This is a genomic window from Nostoc sp. (genome assembly GCF_036917815.1).
Lineage (GTDB): Bacteria > Cyanobacteriota > Cyanobacteriia > Cyanobacteriales > Nostocaceae > Nostoc.
In genome coordinates this window covers 52,774-72,066 of record NZ_JBALEK010000015.1, presented here as the reverse complement: position 1 = coordinate 72,066, position 19,293 = coordinate 52,774, and the positions used below count along the sequence as shown (strand labels likewise).

At 42.2% G+C, this 19,293-nt stretch carries 26 protein-coding genes and 1 pseudogene; 15 read left to right on the top strand and 12 right to left on the bottom strand.

Going from position 1 to position 19,293, the window contains the following annotated elements; all coding sequences use genetic code 11:
• Positions 1-65 precede the first annotated feature (65 nt).
• From V7K97_RS04750 to V7K97_RS04740, 3 genes are all read left to right on the top strand, one after another.
• Positions 66-215 carry a type II toxin-antitoxin system RelE family toxin gene (locus tag V7K97_RS04750; RefSeq protein WP_334799683.1) on the top strand — a complete coding sequence of 50 codons (150 nt, stop codon included), beginning with the start codon at positions 66-68 and terminating at the stop codon, positions 213-215.
• Between the two features lie 334 nt (positions 216-549).
• Positions 550-1,005 carry a DUF29 domain-containing protein gene (locus V7K97_RS04745; RefSeq protein WP_334799534.1) on the top strand — a complete coding sequence of 152 codons (456 nt, stop codon included), beginning with the start codon at positions 550-552 and terminating at the stop codon, positions 1,003-1,005.
• A gap of 31 nt (positions 1,006-1,036) precedes the next feature.
• Positions 1,037-1,519, top strand: coding sequence for a hypothetical protein (locus tag V7K97_RS04740; RefSeq protein ID WP_334799533.1), 483 nt, complete (start codon positions 1,037-1,039; stop codon positions 1,517-1,519).
• Positions 1,520-1,780: 261 nt separating this feature from the next.
• Here the strand turns inward: V7K97_RS04740 and V7K97_RS04735 are convergent, their stop codons facing one another.
• The 8 genes from V7K97_RS04735 to V7K97_RS04700 form a co-directional block, all read right to left on the bottom strand.
• The gene (locus tag V7K97_RS04735; RefSeq protein ID WP_334799532.1) at positions 1,781-2,080 is read right to left on the bottom strand and encodes a type II toxin-antitoxin system RelE/ParE family toxin; all 300 of its coding nucleotides are present in this window, start codon (positions 2,078-2,080) and stop codon (positions 1,781-1,783) included.
• Positions 2,077-2,364 (bottom strand): type II toxin-antitoxin system ParD family antitoxin, encoded by a 288-nt coding sequence (locus V7K97_RS04730; protein WP_334799531.1) that lies wholly within the window; start codon positions 2,362-2,364, stop codon positions 2,077-2,079. The genes V7K97_RS04735 and V7K97_RS04730 overlap by 4 nt, the downstream gene beginning before the upstream one ends.
• A 55-nt stretch (positions 2,365-2,419) precedes the next feature.
• Positions 2,420-2,578 (bottom strand): hypothetical protein, encoded by a 159-nt coding sequence (locus tag V7K97_RS04725; protein WP_334799530.1) that lies wholly within the window; start codon positions 2,576-2,578, stop codon positions 2,420-2,422.
• Positions 2,579-2,581: 3 nt separating this feature from the next.
• Positions 2,582-3,325, bottom strand: a complete 744-nt coding sequence (locus V7K97_RS04720; RefSeq protein ID WP_334799529.1) for a hypothetical protein — start codon at positions 3,323-3,325, stop codon at positions 2,582-2,584.
• A 254-nt stretch (positions 3,326-3,579) separates the two neighbouring features.
• Complete coding sequence (locus tag V7K97_RS04715; protein ID WP_334799528.1) at positions 3,580-4,986, bottom strand: NAD(P)(+) transhydrogenase (Re/Si-specific) subunit beta; 1,407 nt, start codon at positions 4,984-4,986, stop codon at positions 3,580-3,582.
• A complete protein-coding gene (locus V7K97_RS04710) occupies positions 4,983-5,276 on the bottom strand; it encodes an NAD(P) transhydrogenase subunit alpha (protein ID WP_196515093.1) in 294 nt (97 codons plus the stop codon). Before V7K97_RS04710 ends, V7K97_RS04715 begins: the two co-directional genes overlap by 4 nt.
• A gap of 15 nt (positions 5,277-5,291) precedes the next feature.
• Positions 5,292-5,432: a hypothetical protein gene (locus tag V7K97_RS04705; protein WP_334799527.1), complete on the bottom strand. Its 141-nt coding sequence runs from the start codon at positions 5,430-5,432 to the stop codon at positions 5,292-5,294.
• A 10-nt stretch (positions 5,433-5,442) separates the two neighbouring features.
• Positions 5,443-6,615 carry a Re/Si-specific NAD(P)(+) transhydrogenase subunit alpha gene (locus tag V7K97_RS04700; RefSeq protein WP_334799526.1) on the bottom strand — a complete coding sequence of 391 codons (1,173 nt, stop codon included), beginning with the start codon at positions 6,613-6,615 and terminating at the stop codon, positions 5,443-5,445.
• 749 nt (positions 6,616-7,364) lie between these two features.
• On the opposite strand from V7K97_RS04700, the gene V7K97_RS04695 reads away from it, so the two are divergent.
• The 10 genes and pseudogenes from V7K97_RS04695 to V7K97_RS31910 all read left to right on the top strand — a co-directional run.
• On the top strand, positions 7,365-7,871 hold the full coding sequence (locus V7K97_RS04695) for a DUF2808 domain-containing protein (protein ID WP_334799525.1): 507 nt from the start codon (positions 7,365-7,367) through the stop codon (positions 7,869-7,871).
• Between the two features lie 158 nt (positions 7,872-8,029).
• Positions 8,030-8,164, top strand: a complete 135-nt coding sequence (gene rpmH / locus V7K97_RS04690) for a 50S ribosomal protein L34 (RefSeq protein ID WP_099102484.1) — start codon at positions 8,030-8,032, stop codon at positions 8,162-8,164.
• Positions 8,165-8,189: 25 nt separating this feature from the next.
• A complete protein-coding gene (gene rnpA, locus V7K97_RS04685) occupies positions 8,190-8,612 on the top strand; it encodes a ribonuclease P protein component (RefSeq protein ID WP_334799524.1) in 423 nt (140 codons plus the stop codon).
• Positions 8,599-8,991 (top strand): PH domain-containing protein, encoded by a 393-nt coding sequence (locus tag V7K97_RS04680; protein WP_334799523.1) that lies wholly within the window; start codon positions 8,599-8,601, stop codon positions 8,989-8,991. Before rnpA ends, V7K97_RS04680 begins: the two co-directional genes overlap by 14 nt.
• Positions 8,992-9,214: 223 nt before the next feature.
• Entirely contained in the window at positions 9,215-10,366 is a 1,152-nt protein-coding gene (gene yidC / locus V7K97_RS04675) for a membrane protein insertase YidC (protein WP_334799522.1), read from the top strand.
• Entirely contained in the window at positions 10,363-10,890 is a 528-nt protein-coding gene (locus V7K97_RS04670) for a Jag family protein (protein WP_334799521.1), read from the top strand. Before yidC ends, V7K97_RS04670 begins: the two co-directional genes overlap by 4 nt.
• A 172-nt stretch (positions 10,891-11,062) precedes the next feature.
• Entirely contained in the window at positions 11,063-11,578 is a 516-nt protein-coding gene (locus V7K97_RS04665; protein ID WP_334799520.1) for a YceD family protein, read from the top strand.
• Positions 11,579-11,757: 179 nt separating this feature from the next.
• The gene (locus V7K97_RS04660) at positions 11,758-12,111 is read left to right on the top strand and encodes an AAA family ATPase (RefSeq protein ID WP_334799519.1); all 354 of its coding nucleotides are present in this window, start codon (positions 11,758-11,760) and stop codon (positions 12,109-12,111) included.
• A 531-nt stretch (positions 12,112-12,642) separates the two neighbouring features.
• Positions 12,643-12,804: a hypothetical protein gene (locus V7K97_RS04655; RefSeq protein ID WP_334799518.1), complete on the top strand. Its 162-nt coding sequence runs from the start codon at positions 12,643-12,645 to the stop codon at positions 12,802-12,804.
• Positions 12,761-12,890, top strand: a pseudogene (locus V7K97_RS31910) (IS982 family transposase); the annotation flags it as partial. The gene V7K97_RS04655 and the pseudogene V7K97_RS31910, both read left to right, overlap by 44 nt.
• Here the strand turns inward: V7K97_RS31910 and V7K97_RS04650 are convergent.
• From V7K97_RS04650 to V7K97_RS04635, 3 genes are all read right to left on the bottom strand, one after another.
• On the bottom strand, positions 12,880-13,308 hold the full coding sequence (locus V7K97_RS04650) for a putative toxin-antitoxin system toxin component, PIN family (RefSeq protein ID WP_442936856.1): 429 nt from the start codon (positions 13,306-13,308) through the stop codon (positions 12,880-12,882). The pseudogene V7K97_RS31910 and the gene V7K97_RS04650 overlap by 11 nt on opposite strands.
• Complete coding sequence (locus tag V7K97_RS31905) at positions 13,308-13,814, bottom strand: AbrB/MazE/SpoVT family DNA-binding domain-containing protein (protein WP_442936852.1); 507 nt, start codon at positions 13,812-13,814, stop codon at positions 13,308-13,310. The genes V7K97_RS04650 and V7K97_RS31905 overlap by 1 nt, the downstream gene beginning before the upstream one ends.
• A gap of 187 nt (positions 13,815-14,001) precedes the next feature.
• Positions 14,002-15,489, bottom strand: a complete 1,488-nt coding sequence (locus V7K97_RS04635) for a S8 family serine peptidase (RefSeq protein ID WP_334799516.1) — start codon at positions 15,487-15,489, stop codon at positions 14,002-14,004.
• 708 nt (positions 15,490-16,197) lie between these two features.
• Here V7K97_RS04635 and V7K97_RS04630 point away from each other — a divergent pair.
• Both V7K97_RS04630 and V7K97_RS04625 read left to right on the top strand, forming a co-directional pair.
• Complete coding sequence (locus V7K97_RS04630; RefSeq protein ID WP_334799515.1) at positions 16,198-17,709, top strand: AAA family ATPase; 1,512 nt, start codon at positions 16,198-16,200, stop codon at positions 17,707-17,709.
• A gap of 340 nt (positions 17,710-18,049) precedes the next feature.
• Positions 18,050-18,559, top strand: a complete 510-nt coding sequence (locus tag V7K97_RS04625) for an SH3 domain-containing protein (protein ID WP_334799514.1) — start codon at positions 18,050-18,052, stop codon at positions 18,557-18,559.
• 36 nt (positions 18,560-18,595) lie between these two features.
• Here the strand turns inward: V7K97_RS04625 and V7K97_RS04620 are convergent, their stop codons facing one another.
• Positions 18,596-18,742, bottom strand: coding sequence for a hypothetical protein (locus V7K97_RS04620; protein WP_334799513.1), 147 nt, complete (start codon positions 18,740-18,742; stop codon positions 18,596-18,598).
• Between the last annotated feature and the right edge of the window lie 551 nt (positions 18,743-19,293).

Sequence of the window (19,293 nt, the reverse complement as noted above, 5' to 3'; positions counted from 1 at the left end):
CGGCCTATGAGACGATTAAAGTACTTGCTTTTGATGAAATACCACAAATAGCTAACTTTGAATAAATTACTAATATCAAAAAGCTTCAAGGATATGATGATATTTATCGGATTCGTATAGGTGATTATCGGATCGGGATTGTATTTGACGGTGAAACACTAATCTTTCAGCGTGTGTTACATCGTCAAGATATTTATCGATATTTTCCAAAGTAAGTCAAATTAGTTATTTTGTGGAATTGTGCGATCGCACTGTGGAGTTTTGGCGATCGCTCTTTTTAACCAACCACAGAGGCGCAGAGTACACAGAGGGAAGAAGAGAGCGATGCCTTCTCTACGAGACGCTACGCGAACGCCTATGCTCTTTTTAACAAACCTTATTAGGCGCAGAGAACACAGAGGACGAAGAGAGCGATCGCTTGGTAGAATACATATTTTATTGCTGATGTTGCAACGAAGCCACTAAATCAGCTTGCATTGAGAAATCTAGTAAGGCTTCGGCTAAATCCTCTAACAATGTTAAAATTATATATCCATAAAGGAGAAGATTATGAGCAATCAATCTGTTCCTAAAACAAATAGTCTCTATGCACAAGATTATCACTTGTGGTTAGAATACACTGTTGATTTATTAAAAAACAAAAAGTTTTTAGAATTAGAGTTAGAAAATTTAATTGAAGAAATTGAAAGTATGGGAAGAAGTGAGAAAAATGCTTTAAGGAGTAATCTTAGAGTGCTTTTAATGCACCTTCTCAAATACAAATTTCAACCCCAGAACCGATCTAATAGCTGGTTATATACAATCTATGAACATCGTCAAAGATTACAGGAAGCATTTGTAGATAGTCCTAGTTTAAAATACTATTACACGGAAGTTTTTGACACTTGTTATCAACACGCTAGAAAAGAAGCATCTATTGAAACAGGTCTTCCTCTGTCTATTTTTCCCAAAGACTATCCTTTTTCTGTTGATGAAACCTTAGATTCTGATTTCTTTCCAAATTAATCATAATCGCACGCTGAAGATTTTACAGGCGATGCCTTCTCTACGAGACGCTACGCGAACGCCTACGCTTTTTTCAACGAACCACTCTAGACGCAGAGGAAGAAGAGAGCAATGCCTTTGGCGGGCTTCTCTACGAGACGCTACGCGAACGCCTACGCACACTAGAGATTTTGCAGGCGATCGCTTTTTTATCTCACGCAAAGGCTCAAAGGAAGAAGAGAGCGATGCCTTCGGCTGGCTTCGCCTACGCACAATGGAAATTTTGCAGGCGATGCCTTCGGCGGGCTTCTCTACGAGACGCTACGCGAACGCCTACGCTTTTTTCAACGAACCACAGAGGCACAGAGGACACAGAGCAAGAAGAGAGCGATGCCTTCGGCTGGCTTCTCTACGAGACGCTACGCGAACGCCCACGCACGCTGAAGATTTTACAGGCGATGCCTTCTCTACGAGACGCTACGCGAACGGCGGGCTTCTCTACGAGACGCTACGCGAACGCTTACGCTCTTTTTAACAAACCTTATTAGGCGCAGAGTCAGAAGAGAAGGGGCGATGCCTTCGGCGGGCTTCTCTACGAGACGCTACGCGAACGCCTACGCACGCTGAAGATTTTGCAGGCGATGCCTTCTCTACGAGACGCTACGCGAACGGCGGGCTTCTCTACGAGACGCTACGCGAACGCCTACGCTCTTTTTAACGAACTGCCAAGACACCAAGGAAGAATAGAAGAGAGCGATCGCGTTTGTTGTGAAAGTACAATTAGGCTATGGCTATATCACTCTAATTCTAAAAATAGTGACTCCAAATCTCTATATCCACTCATGACACGGGTAATATCAATTCCATCTTCTCTGGGATAGTATAAGATGATATATTCTTCAATGTTAAATCCCCGTAGATTGGGAGATAATTGCTCATAACTCTTCCCCATGTTGGGAAATCCAGCAACTAATTTGCATTTCTGGCGAATTGCATCAAAAAGTTCACTAGCAGCACTGGGACTATTCTGAGCAATATACTCACAAATAGCATTTAAATCTTTGACTGCTTCATCAGAAAAAGAGTAGTTACTCATTTTTGAGACTCAGCAATTTTATTGATTTTTTCTTGTAATTGAGCAAATACTATCTCACCATCTGTAACCTCTCCTCTTGCAATTTGTTCCTTTCCAATAACTATTTTTCCCCGAAGTTCTTCCAAACGTTGTTCTCGTGCTTGTAGCAATTTCAATGCTTCGTTCATCAATTCTTCTACATTAGCATATCTCCCAGTTTGAATTTGGGATTGAATAAACTGCTCATGCTCAGGTTTAAGGGAAATATTCATGACAAATAATTCTACTAAATTTACTATATTCAAATTTTATCGCTAATTGACTTGATGAACGAATACGGCTCAGTTTTCAACTGAAAGATTAATGCGATCGCACTGTGGATATTTTGCAGGCGATCGCTCTTTTTAACGAACCGCAGAGGCGCAGAGAACACAGAGAAAGAAAAGGGCGATGCCTTCGGCTGGCTTCGCCTACGCACACTGGAGATTTTGCAGGCGATCGCTTTTTTAAACGAACCACAAACTACGCAAATAATGATTTTTCCGCTATTTTAGCAGCAATTGATCTACCAATATTATGGAAATATTCATTTGTTAAACCTCTAGTTACAGGATGTTTAGCTATAACAAACACAGTCTGACTATTTTGACAAATTAAGAAACCTTCTGAAGTTGATGAAAACTCAACATCAGTTATTTTTTCAGTTATTCTTCTCCAAGAAGATTCATATCCTATACCATAGAAAACAACAGCTTTAGGTTGATGTTCTTTTATTCTTTGACTAATGTGATTTATTCGCTTTTCAAGACAATAATTTTCATAAGTATCTCTATTAGATAAAAAAGTAAGCTTAGAATATTCACTATATATCGAATGTTTAAGAGATTGTGAGGGTAAAGGTAATAATTCTAATAAACAAGTCTCTTTATCTTTTCTAGCTAATTCGTTTTTTTGATATTTACGGACATCTTCTATATCAATATTCCCTGTTCCTTTAGCACTTAAGACAATGCGAATCAATTTATTCCATGTTGGTTGTATTGTTGCGTCCCATGTTCCCATATCTATATGATATTCTGCAACATCATCTATTTCACATCTGCCCCTGTTTGACCATATATTTATTCTTTTTTCAATATCTTGAAAATCTTCTCCTCTTTCTTCCATACCAATAAACCAATAATTTCCTTTATAATTACCATATCCATAAAATGTATCAACTCTTTCTTCTAGAAACTCATCATTAAAAAAATCTTGACTTAACATAACTCTGTTATTTTACTTGGAAAATTAAAATTTGTTAGTCAAAAGTAATTGAGTATACATGGAATGTCAAGTAAAATAACCAAACTGAAAATTTTCCTAAATTATCAAGTCTATAATAAATAAACTTTCTATTCTTTGCGCCTTTGCATGAGGTAATTCCCCAACAAAAAAACTTGCCTCAGAAGAATCACACCCCCAAGGCAAGCTAACTCTCTAAATTCTTTACTCCGCGCTCTCTGCGCCTCTGCGGTTCGTTAAAGTTGCTTCACTTCCGAAACCAACTTCGACACCATATCTTTAGCGCCACCAAAAAGCATCGTCGTCTTATCCTTGTAGAACAACTCATTATCTACACCGGCAAAACCCGTACTCATCCCGCGCTTAATCACAATCGTCTGCTTCGCCCGATCTACTTCCAAAATCGGCATACCATAAATCGGGCTATTAACATCACTCCGCGCCGCCGGATTTACCACATCATTTGCCCCAATTACTAAAGCCACATCTGCTTGCTCAAACTGGGGATTAATATCATCCATGTCGTACAACTGCGTATAAGGCACATTTGCCTCCGCCAACAACACATTCATGTGCCCCGGCATTCTCCCAGCAACAGGGTGAATCGCATACTTAACATCAACACCCATCCGTTCTAACTGATCTGACAATTCCCGGACGCTATGTTGCGCTTGGGCAACTGCCATCCCATAACCAGGTACAATTACCACAGAACGGGCATAACCCAACATCATCGCCCCTTCTTCGGCATCGATGCTGCGGACAGTTTGATCAGTTGCACCACCACTAGCAGCAGCACCACCAGAACTAGAACCTGTACCAAAAGCGCTGAACAGCACACTAAATAAGGAGCGGTTCATCGCCTTACACATAATCTCGGTGAGGATTAAGCCAGATGCTCCCACCAAAGCCCCAGCGATGATTAACATATTGTTCATCACCACGAACCCAGCCGCCGCCGCCGCCACACCTGACAACGAGTTCAACAGCGAGATTACCACTGGCATATCGCCGCCACCAATGGGGATAACGAACATCACACCCAGCACCAATGAAACGCCAACCACTCCCAAGAATATGGGTAAGCTATCTGGTGTGATGATTAAGTAGGCACTACCTACTATATAAGCACCCAGAAGCAAGAGGTTAAATGGTTGCTGGAATGGAAATGTAATCGGGGAACCGCTAATTAAACCTTGCAATTTGGCAAAGGCGAGAAAACTACCTGTGAAGGTAACACCACCGATTAACACATCCAATAGCATGGAAATGTTCACATCTAGCGGTATCGCCTGAGAACTATCTAATAACCGCCAGAATTCAGCAACGGCGACTAGCGCCGAAGCCGCACCGCCCAAACCGTTGAGTAAACCCACCATTTGGGGCATTTCGGTCATTTGGACTTTGTAGGCAACGATCGCACCAATCAGCGATCCAATCGCCAAGCCCAACAATATCATCTCGTAGTTCAACACATGTTGATCTAACATTGTCGCTGCGATCGCCAGCAACATCCCCACAGCCGCGACAAGATTACCGTTCCTTGCTGTAGCAGGTGATCCCAGCTTTTTCAAGCCCAGAATGAATAACGATGCAGCGACTAAGTACGTCAGCTCAATGCCAGTTGGTAAAAAGTCGCTCACGCCTTAATCTCCTTCTTTTTGAACATTTGCAACATTCTGTCTGTCACTAAAAAACCACCCACAACGTTGACTGTTGCCAATACCACAGCAATCAAACCGAGAATTACGGACACATTCGTTTCTCTGGCACCAGCAGCAACTATTGCTCCCAGTACCGCAATCCCAGAAATTGCGTTTGAGCCTGACATCAAGGGTGTGTGTAAAGTCGGTGGTATTTTGTTGATGACTTCAAAACCGATAAAAGATGCCAAAACAAATACAAACAAAGCAGCAATTAATGCCTCTGTCATGAAATGAAAACTCCTTTAAATGGGTATTGGGCGTTGGGCATTAAGAACGAGTTTTTGAGGTGGATGAACGGAGTTCCGAGGTGGATGAATCAGTCCTTTGTAGAGACGGCGATTTATCGCGTCTCTTGCCTTAACCGAACCGTATTTTGCCTCCACTCCCCATTCCCTAATTAACCGCCGGTTGTTGAGTATTCAGAGCTTGTAGCGCATCCCGCACTCGTTGATTGCGAATTTCACCTGCATGGGTAACGCAAGCTGCATCAACGATGTCGTCGCTAAAGTCCACCTGCAAAGCTTTATCTTTAATTAGCAGTTGCATCAACGATGTTACGTTCTTGGCATACAATTGGCTGGCGTGAATTGGCATCGATGATGGGAGATTAATGGGGCCGATAATTGTCACGCCGTTCCACACAATATCTTTACCGGGTTCAGTGCAGGCGCAGTTACCACCCTGTTCAGCAGCCAAATCTACAATCACTGAACCGGGTTTCATTTGTGCCACCATTTCTTCTGTGACGAGCCGTGGCGCTTGTCTCCCAGGCACTTGAGCAGTAGTAATCACCACATCAGAATTTTTGACATGTTCGGCGACAACTTCTTGGGTACGTTGTTTGCTAGCCTCAGAAATTTCCTTGGCGTAACCACCTGCGGCGACGGTTTCTTCCTCTAATTTAACTTCAACGAATTTCGCCCCTAAGCTTTGCACTTCTTCTTTAACGGCGGGACGAATATCAAAGGCTTCTACCACTGCTCCCAAGCGTCTAGCTGTGGCGATCGCTTGCAATCCGGCTACACCAGCGCCCATAATAAATACTTTCGCTGGTGCGATCGTACCTGCGGCTGTGGTTAACATCGGGAAATATTTCGGTAATGCAGCTGCGGCAATTAATACAGCCTTGTAACCTGCTAATGAAGCTTGCGAAGACAAAGCATCCATACTTTGTGCCCTGGTAGTACGGGGAATCATTTCCATACTCAAGGCTGTGACTTTCCGATTTGCTAGTTGCTGCGCTACAACAGGATTTCCCAAGGGATTGAGGAAGCTAACTAATACAGCCCCTTCCTTTAACAAATCAATTTCTGAACGTCCATCTTCTCGTTCTTGCGGTGGGCTGACTTTCAGCAAGATATCTGTTTCACCCCATAATTTGGCAGTATCGCTGATGATTGTGGCTCCTGCTGCTTCATAAGCAGAATCGCTAAAAAAAGCTCCCTCTCCAGCACCCGTTTCTATCCAGACTTCCAAGCCTTGTTTTACCAATCGGGCAACGGTGTCAGGAATTAATGCCACACGACGTTCACAAACTTCAATTTCTTTAGCAACTGCTATTCTCATGAAATCTCCTGAAGATAAATACTTAATCTCTGCTAAGTAAGCGATTGTCTAGATGAGAGTATCCCGCACTCATAGTACTTAGACAGCAATATCAGCCATGACTTTTACTAGTAGATTGAACCTTGAAATTTTCCTCTCCAACTCTTGGCTCTCCAGGCAAAGCCTCACTTTGCCGCCCGCAGATGTCATATTTTCAGATAGTTGCAAACAGGGTTATGTATTGCACATCCTAAATTGATTCCCAAGTTTTGCATCTTTATCTTCCGCTTATTTTCGGGATTGAGAAATTTTTGGTATTCCTTTCTTATAGAGTAATATTGACCAAATTTTTGAAGCTTGATAATTTCCCAATCAAATTTTAATGATTACGACTTATTTATAATCAATTTAGCCTAAGTTAACTAGCGATCGCTGATGGCGCGGCTCAATTTTTATAACAAAATTCTCAAATTTAGATACACTTATACATATTTAGAAACACAATCTCATCCCAACTGTGTTTCTATCTAGTTCAAATTTGACCAACTTACTAATCAAATCAGGACTTGACAACGTGAATGAAGTAATTTTAATATGCATCCAATTTGCTACTAAGTAATTTTACGGTCGTCCAAACTTCACGGAAGATGGCACTTTTTATTGCAATTAAACGTCCATTGTCATGAAGTCAGTAGTAAAGTTTAGTAACGAATACTAACAAACAGTTATTTTAGATAACAAATTTATATTTTGGTTGAGGAAGCCCAATTATGCGACGTTTACTTTCTGCTTTAGCCGTGACTACCGTTTTAGTCACTGGATTTCCAGCCCTGACTTGGGCACAAAACGGATTGACGCTCTTTAGCGGCATCAAAAGGGAAAATGAACTGCCCTTGCGGTTAGATTTTGGCGGACAAGCTAATGGTTGGGATCGTTATATATTAAGGATTCCAGCCCAAAAAATGAAATTAGCAGTTGGTCAATTTGCCATTACCTACCCTGATTATTACAAAGGAACTTTTGACCCGAAACAAATTGAAGTCCGAGTCAAAGGCAAAGCAGTTCCGCTTTCTGAGGTGAAGTGGGACAAAGAAGGTAAGCTGATTAATATTTTTCCCCAAGACCCGGTGCCAGCAGGTACTAAGGTTGAGTTAGTCTTATCTAACGTGCAAAACCCAGCCTTCGGCGGAGTTTACTATTTCAACTGTCAAGTTCTCTCCCCTGGTGATGTGCCACTACTGCGTTACGTGGGAAGCTGGATTATCAGCATCAATTAGGAGTAGGGAGTGAGGAAGGGAATAGGTTACAGAGTACGGGTACAGATTATTCCCTATCACCTGTCACCTCTCCCCTAATGCAAATTCCCATTCCCCTAAGAAACTGATACAATTAGAGATTGTGAGTTTTTATAAAAATCACCTAAGAGGAGAAGAGTATGAAAAGAACACTGGGCGGTACTAGCCGTAAGAGAAAAAGAACCTCTGGTTTTCGCGCCAGAATGCGGACACCAGATGGCAGAAACGTAATTAGCGCTAGGAGAAAAAAGGGACGTCACCGTTTGAGCGTTTAGGGCATATTAAGCTAAAAGAGCATCTGTGGCTTTGTCCAAAGCAAATCGGCTAAAATCTCGCAAGGATTTCCAGGCAGTTTTCCGGGAAGGAATTCGGCGTAATGGCTCTTATTTAACATTGAGAGCCTTAAAGCCGTTATATCCAACAAAACCTTCTTTGGACGGTGCCACCCAGACTAGACAAGCATCTGACTCAGTAGATATTGCCAGCACGCGAATTGGCATTTCCATCAGCACAAAAGTTAGTAAAAGGGCAGTGGTTCGCAACCGAATCAAACGGCAAATTACTGCTGCTTTACACAGCTTACTGCCCAAATTATTACCAGGATGGCGGTTAGTGTTCATTGTCAAACCCACAGCAGCAGAATCTAAGTGCGTAAGCCCACAATTTCTGCAAGAATTAGAGCAGTTGTTGGCACAAGCTGAGGTGTTCGATGGGAATTCGTGAAGACGTATATTATGAAGGTGGACCCCATGTTGGGGATTTAATTATCAACCTGCTGATTGGGCTAACCGTGGTTGGGATACCATTGACAGTTGGGGCGATTGTCAGGGCATTGTGGCTGCGTTTCCGCATCACCGATCGCCGAATTACCGTGATTGGAGGTTGGCAAGGGCGCGATCGCACTGACATAATTTATTCAGAAATTGTCAAAATAGTCAAAGTCCCTCGTGGTATTGGCTTTTGGGGAGATATGGCCATAACCCTAAAAAACGGCAGTCGTCTCGAATTGCGTGCAATTCCCAAATTTCGGGAAGTCTATGACTACATCAACGAAAGAATTGCCGCGAAAAATCCTGAATATAGCGCCGCCGCCAACAAGTGATGGAAGTGGGGAGTGGGGAGTAGGGAATAGTGAATGCAAAATTTACTCACATCAAATCTAAAATTCCGAACTTCTCACTTACTAAAAACTACATACCACTCCCCACTCCCTACTCCCCTTTTTTGAAATGTGCGGCTATCCGTAGCGAAAGATAGTCGCCGACAAATCATGTATTTAGATAAATTAGATTCAGTTTACAGTACCTCAGGTTTAATTCAGAATAATGGATTTTGGTATCGGCTTTCTCTCGAACAACGTGATGCTGCCAATCATAGATTTTTTCTATGGTATAGTGCCTAGCTACGGATTAGCGATCGTTGCTTTGACCTTGATAGTCCGCTTCGCGCTCTATCCCCTGAGTGCTGGCTCAATTCGCAACATGCGGAAAATGCGAATTGTACAACCTCTGATGCAGAAGCGGATGGCAGAAATTAAAGAGCGTTATAAGGATGAACCGCAAAAGCAGCAGGAGGAAATGGTCAATGTTCAAAAAGAATTTGGCAACCCTTTGGCAGGCTGTTTTCCATTATTGGTGCAAATGCCAGTCTTGTTAGCGCTGTTCGCCACTTTGCGGGGTTCGCCTTTTGCAGGTGTAAACTACAGCGTTAACCTGCAAATATTTCCCGCAGAACAAATCGAACAAATTCAACCGCAAGCCTTTGCCACTGCTTCTCAAAATATTTACGTTGCGGATGGGGAACACGTTAAAGTAGCTGCTATCCTTCCTAGTGGAAACAAACTAGCGGTAGGTGAACAAACCAAGATACAATATCAAACCGTTGAGGGCAAACCATTTCAGGTACTCTTAGCAGAACACCCAGAAAATAAGCTGATTCCTGATTGGAAAGTCACTAAAGGGGAAGATAAGATAAAAATTGATGCTGAGGGTAATGTAGAAGCCTTGCAACCGGGAGATGTCACCATTCAAGGTACAATTCCTGGACTAGCAGCAGATAAAGGCTTTCTATTCATTGATGCCTTAGGCAGGGTTGGCGCAAACGATCCAGATGGCACAATCCACTGGGATATCGTCGCCATGATCGTCTTCTTTGGGATCAGCCTTTATGTTAGCCAATTGCTTTCTGGGCAAAATTCCAGTGGTGGCAATCCGCAGCAGGATACAGTTAACAAAATCACACCAGTTATCTTTTCTGGGATGTTTTTGTTCTTCCCCTTACCAGCAGGGGTGTTGATGTATATGGTGATTGGTAATATTTTCCAAACCGCACAAACTTATCTTCTCTCCCGCGAACCTCTACCAGAAGAACTACAAAAAATCGTAGCAACTCAGGAGAAAGAAGCAGCAGTGACAGAACAAAAGGCACTGCCCTTTGAACCAAAAAGTGCTAAGAAAAAGGCGACAGGGGGATCATGAGTAACATTGCGATGGAGCGAGGTCAGGAGTGGTTAAAAACACTGCTAGAACTCACTGGAATACCTGCTGAGATTCAGGGTCATTTAGAAACTGCTCAATCTCAAGACGGCGATTCCCCAGAACCAGATAATTACTGGTTGACTATTGACCAAACTAACTTCACCTCAGAACAAATCCAGGTATTAATTGGTGCTGATGGTTCTGTGTTAGATGCGGTTCAGTATCTAGCAAATTCAGTTCTTAATCTTAGCCAACCCCCAGAGGAACAAGCCTCTTACACCATTGAGTTGAATGGCTACCGCGTCAAAAGAGAAGCCGAAATTCGCGCATTAGCAGAAGCAGCAGCCGATGAAGTGCGCTTTTCTGGTAGAGAAGTGGAAATCAAATCTCTTAGTTCTGCTGAACGTCGTCAAGTCCATACCTTCTTGAAGGATTTTGGAGATTTGGAAACCTTCAGTCGTGGTAAAGAGCCGCAACGTCATCTAGTTGTGCGACCAGCTTCGTTGGAAGAAGTTAGGAGTTAGACGCGATTAATCGCGTCTGTACGTTAGGAGTTATGAGTTTGGAGTTAATTGAAAACTCATAACCATATAATTTCAAAATTTCTCTTGTTCTTAAGAGAGAAAGTAAAGATGTAGTATCAGTATAATTGCTGATAATCAAGATAAATTTTAGTGAGGATGTCTCACAAATCCTATGGACGCAATTTATATTCCGCAGCTAACTCAAGCCCCGGAGCGGACAGAGGAAATTCAAGTTGAGGAATTTCTGCCTGGTCTGGAAACGTTGACACCAGTTCGTGGTCATGTGCGCGTGCAGCATCATGGCAATTACTTGGAAGTGTCTAGTCAGGCAGAAACGATTATTACTTGTACCTGTAATCGCTGTTTGCAGCAATACAATCGACGTTTAGGGCTTGATACGAAAGAAATCATCTGGTTGGACGAAACTGCAAATCAGGCAAATGACTTGCCTTTAGAAAGGGAAGTGGTTCTGGAAGATTTGCTGGAAACCCTACCGCCCGATGGTTATTTTTATGCCAACGAATGGCTGTATGAGCAGATGTGCTTGGCAGTACCCCAACGCCAACTGTGCGATCGCAATTGTCCCGGTATTCTTGCAAGTACTGTTGATAATCCTGATAGTTCTGAAACTCCAGTTGATAACCGTTGGGCTTCTCTGGAAGCACTGAAAAAGCAACTTCCGGGATAGTAACGTAATCTAGTACTTTTCTCAGTTAATTTATGAGATTTATATAGAACCCGATTTCTTGAAGAAGTCGGGTTTCTAATTCTCTCGCATAAGATTTAGTATATCTAAATATTTTTTTATAAAAGAAATTTTTAATATTGTAAAATCCTAAAATGCATTCATAAGATAATTGACACAAAATGTTTATTTACAAGCTTAAAGTATTTAATTATAAGTCATATCTCGATTCTGGTCTAATAGAATTTACTCCAGGGATCAATATAATTGTTGGACAAAATAATTCAGGGAAAACTTCTTTACTTGAAGCACTTACACTAAATTTTGATAACCAACCACATTTAAGTTTAGAAACGTTACCAGATAAATCCTCAATAATAAAGGAGCAATCAATAATTGAGGTTTATTTAACCTTAGAAAAAAAGAATTACGGTCTTTCATACAACAAAGTACGTCTCCAGTTGGAATTCATGCATCACCGGAAATATACTTTAATGACGAAGATAATCCACGCGAACGTCATGAGATTTCGCTAAGGCATAATTTTGAAATATTTAGAGATTTTTTAGAATGAAGAAGCCACATGGCTAGAAACTCCTATCAGCATTACTCAGGTTCAGGAATATCTTGACAAGATTAAACAGGACAACTCTTATCTGCTTCAAGGCGCAAAAAGAGAAGAAGTTTCAGATAATAATTGGTTATCTAAGATTCACGGTGCAAAGATACTTGAAAGTATATTTCAAAAATTATGTGACAATAAACTTGAATTTAGAAAAACAAAACACTCTTATAAGCTTACAGAATGGCTAGTTGAAAATAAACCTGATTTCTTGTCTCAACTAGCTGAAGAATTAGGAAATTCCTTAAATAAAAGTCAGTAGTCATTTTGATACTGATTATCTCATCATGCTTACCACAACAGAGTGATCGCTCACCCTTGAGAAATATCTCACATATAGCGATCGCACTGGCAACCGCTATGAACTGGTAGATGTTAGTTTTTTAGTTGTGAGAGGCGATACAAACCTGAACAATGAGAGAAGAACAAATACCCACAGCTAAATATGAACTTCCGTGAAGAATTTAAACTGCTGCTACGCGCCCGCAAACTCCGCAATCTCGCCCGACTCCTCAAGTCGCAACCAAAAAATATTGTCCTACTTTCGCCACGCATCGCCATTCTTGACGATTGTATCTCGGCTCGACATTACACAAATATTCTGTGATGTAGATGACTTCTAGTAAGCAGTGGGAAAACTTATGGCAACAAATACCACTTTTACAAGGCATCACCGGAAAAATTAGGGTGACTGACCATCAATAACATTTAGAAAATCTTCAGCCGTGATAATCGGGCAAGAAAAATTATCTTTTAGACTGAGTAAATCGCGATCGCCGGTCACGAGATAATCAGCCTCACTGACCACAGCCAAAAGTAAAAAAGGCACATCAAACGGATCGCGACATTCAGGAATTACAGGCAAGCGGTCGGGCATCGCTACAGCTTCACAAAAGATTATGTAATCCGATAGTAAATCTTCTTGCTCAGTTGGCGTGAGCTTAAACTTTGGATAAGCCAGCACTCGGATTAACTCAGTTGTTGTCGTTTTAGAAACCAGTGGAGTGAAGAGATCGTCCTGCCATGCCAAACGAAGCCTAGATACTCTGCCCCCAAATATCAGCGCCGAGATGATGATATTAGTATCAATTACCACCCGTGGACAAACCATTACGATTGACGCGCCCAAGCCACTGCATCAGCCACATCCTGCTCACTCAGTCCTAAATCCGCCAGCTTAGATCGAACCGCATCAGCCCGATGAATTTTTACAGGAGTCAGAATAATTTGCCCCCCCTCCACCTTTACCTCAAAATACTCAGCCTCACCGATTTCACGAGTAATACTTTTAGGCAGCGTTAGTTGATTTTTAGAAGTTAACTTGGCGAGCATGACTTGCCTCCTAGCCTTTGCTATCAAACGTAAGGATTCCTTACTTGAGTATATACATCCTACCTTACTAAATCTAAAACCTTCCCAGGTTTGGTAACAGAACATTAAGAGCATCTTAACCAAGGTGATTTCCCGCCCGTGCGATCGCAATTGTCCCGGTATTCTTGCAAGTACTGTTGATAATCCTGATAGTTCTGAAACTCCAGTTGATAACCGTTGGGCTTCTCTGGAAGCACTGAAAAAGCAACTTCCGGGATAGTAATGTGGTAATTCCGTCAGACTCAAGTCTGAGGCTACAAGAACTTAGCCTGCCTACGCAGGCTAATTGTTTTATATTTTATTAAACATTTAAACACGCTATAGGGCTTTTCGTTTGTATGCAATACATTTTGACCTCTCTCCAAACCTCTCTCCTAAAAGGAGAGAGGCTTTGAATCTTGCTCCCCTTCCCTCGCAGGGAAGGGGCTGGGGGTTAGGTCTGTACTTCATGCAATTGAGAACCGCTATAACTTATATTTGATCTGATGTTAACCAACTGTTTATGATACTGCTCCAATAGGTTAATATTTTCGGCATCACTATTATCATGACTACTATTATCATCAAAACTATTCTGGTCACTGCTCAATAATTGTGACTGAATATCTGAGTTGATTAAAATATTGTTGCTTTCAATTATAGGGCTAGCAACCATACTGTTGATTATAGACATAACCTCTGAGCTAGAAATTTCAATCATCTTATCGGCTACAAGTTGACTACTGAAGCTATTGCTGGCAATCATGCTATTGAGCGTAGGGCTGGCAATATTTTCTACGGTTGCAGCTTGTGTACTATGTTGTGCTGTCTGTGTGACAATCTGACGGACTTCACCATCAGTCAAGTTGTGGTTAGCACTCAGCATGAGAGCAACGACACCAGCAACGAAAGGTGTTGCCATAGATGTACCACTATAAGTCGCATATTGATTACCTGGAATTGTAGAGGAAATATTCACACCAGGTGCAGTAACGTAGGCAAGTGGATCAGATCCAGCACGATTAGAGAAGTCGGCTATATTGTTATTCTGATCTACCGCTCCTACTGTTAGTCCCCAGTTTTTGGCATAACTTGCCGGATAATCGGGGGTATCGGCACTATCATTGCCAGCTGCCATGACAACAACAACATTTTTGCTACTAGCATATTGAATAGCTGACTCTAGAGCCATGTTAGGATAAGCACCACCCAGGCTGAGGTTAATTACATTAGCTCCATGATTCACGGCATAGTAAATACCTTCTGTTATGCTAGTGTCAGAGCCAGCACCAGAGTTATCCAAAACTTTAACTGCCATAATCTTGGCATCATAAGCAACACCAGTGATGCCAGAACCGTTGTTTTCTCCAGCAATGATGCCAGAAACATGAGTGCCATGACCGATTGTGGATGTGTCTAGGACATTATTATTGTTGTCCACAAAGTTCCACCCGTGAACATCATTAGCATATCCTTGTGCCGCATCATTATTGGGGTTTGTCCAGATATTATTTTTCAACTGTGTATCATTATAATCTACCCCAGTATCCAGAACGGCAACGACAACACCCTTACCTGTATATCCCTTTGCCCAAGCTTCTGGAGCTTTTACCAGGTTATCTCCCCAATTATTGCCACCAATATTAGGAACGTCAGAAAAGGTATTTTGACCAGCAGCTTGAGCCACGGATGTTGCGGCATCAATTAAGCCATAACCGGATATGGGGTTATATGTTCCACTAGTGCTAAGAGAAGTCGTAGTAAACTGCTGATTCTGATTAGTGTCCGTCTCTAAATAACTTGTCCCTTGGTTAAAACTACTATAACTATTGAAGTTCAAGTCGTAGTTATTGTTGAGGTTTAAGTAATTATATGAAGGGAGAGAATTAATATTTAGACCGTTATTAGACAAGGAATTGTTACTCATGTAATCCATAGACATCAGTATCCCCCCTTAGGAATTGCAATTGGATTTTGGCAATATAAGCAAACTGTCAACAAAACCTTAGTTAATTTCAGGTTTTAAAGATTGTTCTCATTAATTAAATAATTAATACTTTTCTGAATAGTGATTTGATATATATTTGACAAATCAACTTAAGAAAACTGGAAATATTTGAGTAGAATTCCCAACTCCATTATTCTAAAAATTAAGGATGGCAAGGCAAATATCACATCGCGTGAAAATGAAATCGGAGACTTTATTAGGACTTACGCACAAGTTACGGAATAGCGAACCGCAGAGGCGCAGAGGACACGGAGAAATCAGAGTTTGAGAGATATTTTGCGTAAGTCCTGTTTATAATCGGTGGGCTGGCCTAAGAGGTTTCTTGAACCTAGCCCAACCAATTTGCCTAACTAGCCCTGGCCACTAGAAGTCGCGGCTACACAAACAAAACCCGCCTACGCGGGTTAAAATTTCGTTAGTCCACACTTAGTTTGTGTAGTAGCATTCGCCCTTGGCGTGTGGAAGGCATCATTCTATTCGCCCAATACTTTTCAAACAACCTCTTAGACTCAAAAAATCTGCTGAAGGCAAAACCAACGATCGCACTGGCAACCGCGATGAACCAGTAGATGTTGGTTTTTTAGTTGTGAGAGGTGATACAAACCTGAACAATGAGAGAAGAACTAATAACTACAGCTAAATATGAACTTCCGTGAAGAGTTTAAACTGCTGCTACGCGCCCGCTACCCCTTGATTTATATTCCCACTTATGAGGAGGAACGGGTAGAAGCAGCAATCCGAGAAGAAGCCACCAACCAAGGTAATCGCCCAGTGTATACTTGGGATTTTGTCGATGGCTATCAGGGAAACCCCAATGATGCTGGGTTTGGGCGGCGTAACCCGTTGCAAGCTTTAGAATTTATCGAAAAATTACCAGCTTCGGCACCTGCGGTATTAATTCTCCGAGATTATCATCGCTTTTTAGATGATGTGGCGATCGCCCGCAAACTCCGCAATCTCGCCCGACTCCTCAAGTCGCAACCAAAAAATATTGTCCTACTGTCGCCACGCATCGCCATTCCTGACGACTTAATGGAAGTGCTGACAGTCGTTGAGTTCCCCTTACCCGCCGCCCCAGAAATTAAAACTGAGGTGGAACGCTTACTACAAAATACTGGTAACTCCCTGTCTGGCAAAGTTTTAGATGACTTAGTGCTATCCTGTCAAGGACTTTCGATGGAACGGATTCGCCGGGTTTTGGCAAAGGCGATCGCTACCCACGGAGAATTGCAACCAGAAGACGTGGATCTCGTTTTGGAGGAAAAACGCCAAACTATCCGCCAAACCCAAATCCTGGACTTCTACCCCGCCACTGAGCAAATTTCTGATATCGGCGGACTAGATAACTTGAAAGATTGGCTGATTCGTCGGGGAGGCTCCTTTACTGATAAGGCGCGACAGTACGGATTACCGCACCCCCGTGGTTTAATGTTGGTGGGTATTCAGGGAACTGGTAAATCGTTAACGGCCAAAGCGATCGCTCATCACTGGCATTTACCCTTACTACGTCTGGATGTGGGCAGGTTATTTGGTGGTTTAGTGGGTGAATCAGAATCTCGGACTCGCCAAATGATCCAAGTAGCTGAAGCCCTCGCTCCCTGTATTTTGTGGATTGATGAAATAGATAAAGCCTTTGCCGGAGTTGGTAGCAAAGGTGATGCCGGAACAGCCAGCCGCGTATTTGGCACTTTTATTAACTGGCTAGCCGAAAAAACCTCACCCGTGTTTGTCGTCGCTACCGCCAACGACATCCAAGCCCTACCGCCGGAAATGCTTCGCAAAGGGCGATTTGATGAAATTTTCTTTGTGGGTTTGCCTACCCAAGAAGAGAGAAAAGCAATTTATGACGTTCATTTATCCCGATTGCGCCCCCATAACTTGAAAAGTTATGACATCGACAGGCTAGCTTATGAAACGCCTGATTTTTCTGGGGCAGAAATTGAGCAAACTTTAATTGAAGCGATGCATATTGGATTTAGCCAAAACCGCGACTTTGCTACCGATGATATTTTAGAAGCAGCCAGTCAGATTATACCCTTGGCGCGAACTGCCGTAGAGCAAATTCAGCAACTCCAAGAATGGGCGGCGGCTGGGAGAGCGCGTTTAGCATCGAAACACAATCCTTTAAGCGATCGCCTCCGGCGCACTACGTGAGAGCATTCAGCAGTAGCTACAATAATCAGTTAGTCAAAAGTCCATAGTCAATAGTTACAGCTATTTTCAGGTAAATAGACCACGCGGTAAGGGCACAGCATTGCTGTGCCCCTACGACAGATGTGGTTCAAATACACGAAAACTGCTGTAATGATCAATTATTATGGACTATTGATTATTATCGGCATGGGTTACTTGCTTCTCAACTTGTAACCCTTGAGAGCTAGTTCAACGCTACTCCACTCAACGGGGGAAAAATGCAGGTGACTGGCTCCCCTTGAGCGCCACCTAAAATCGCAAATCCAAAATTGTTTGACTGTTGATAATCAGGTTTTAAATTATGTTGTCTGGCTTCACAAAGTTTATACTGGGGTTTGTCTTAGCGATCGCTGTGCTAGTAGGTAGCGGCGTTGCAGTTGCACTGTATTTCATCAATCGCACTGGCGTACCCCCTGCTAAACCCGTTTTTTCCAACGATAGTCACTCGGTGAAAGCCCAAGCCCCAAAAGCGACTGAGCCTGGAGGAGGTAAACCCACTCTTACATCACAAACTCAGGCTCAATCGTCTCCAAGCCCAACCCCTACTCCCACGGAATCACCAAAGGCTACCCCCTCACCAAAACCATTGCCATCGGGAGCTTACCGAGGGCGTGTTAGTTGGGCTGAAGGCTTGAGCTTGCGATCGCAACCAAATCAAGAAGCTGAACGTATTGGTGGGGCTGGCTTTAATCAAAAAATTATTATTTTAGAAGAAAGCGAGGATAAAGCTTGGCAAAAGATCCGTTTGGAAGGTACCGAACAAGAAGGTTGGGTAAAAGCAGGTAATACTGAAAAAGTTGAGGGACAATAGAATAGCCATTCAAAATTCAAAATTAAACCATTTTATTTACGATAAAAGGTTAACTAAACTTTCAGTAATGGGAGATTTTGTTTGTTGCTCAAAGTGTAAAAACATCGGGCTGGGATTTGCTTCTAAAAAGACATACTCACCCGTTGGTTTTAAACGCCAGTCTATGGCCGTCCACTCTAACATCAAGGCTTTACTAATGAATATTCATTCTTATAGCAGTTCCCAGTTGAGTGAGGTACAAGAACCCCACCCCCAACCCCCTCCCCGCTCTTCGAGAGGGGGCTATTATCTACCTCAGTAAAGTAAGAAACGCTATATATGAAATATTGATATTAAATCCTCCCATAACATTTTGAGCTAACTCATCTCTACAAAATCTAGCTCGATTGCTTCTCGGTCAGATATTTCTAGTTCAAAGGGATGTTTAATATAATTAATTGACCGACATTTTCCCAGAGAAATGTACTCTATGGTACTATATCATAGCGAGGAGTACGAACATTCTTCAGTACCCTTAAAATCTAGCTATCAAGTGGGAGCAGTGCTTCAAAGTGATGTTCTAAGAACTCTGACTATAAATCACCTATCTAGTAGTGCGTAGGTATAGCCATCAAAACCCGATCTCACTTGAAAGCATTGCTCCCATAATGTCAAGCCCTATATGTAACCAAACAGATTAGGTTTCATGTAAACATAATTAAACTTTCTAAGTTGAAGTGAATAGATAATTGCTA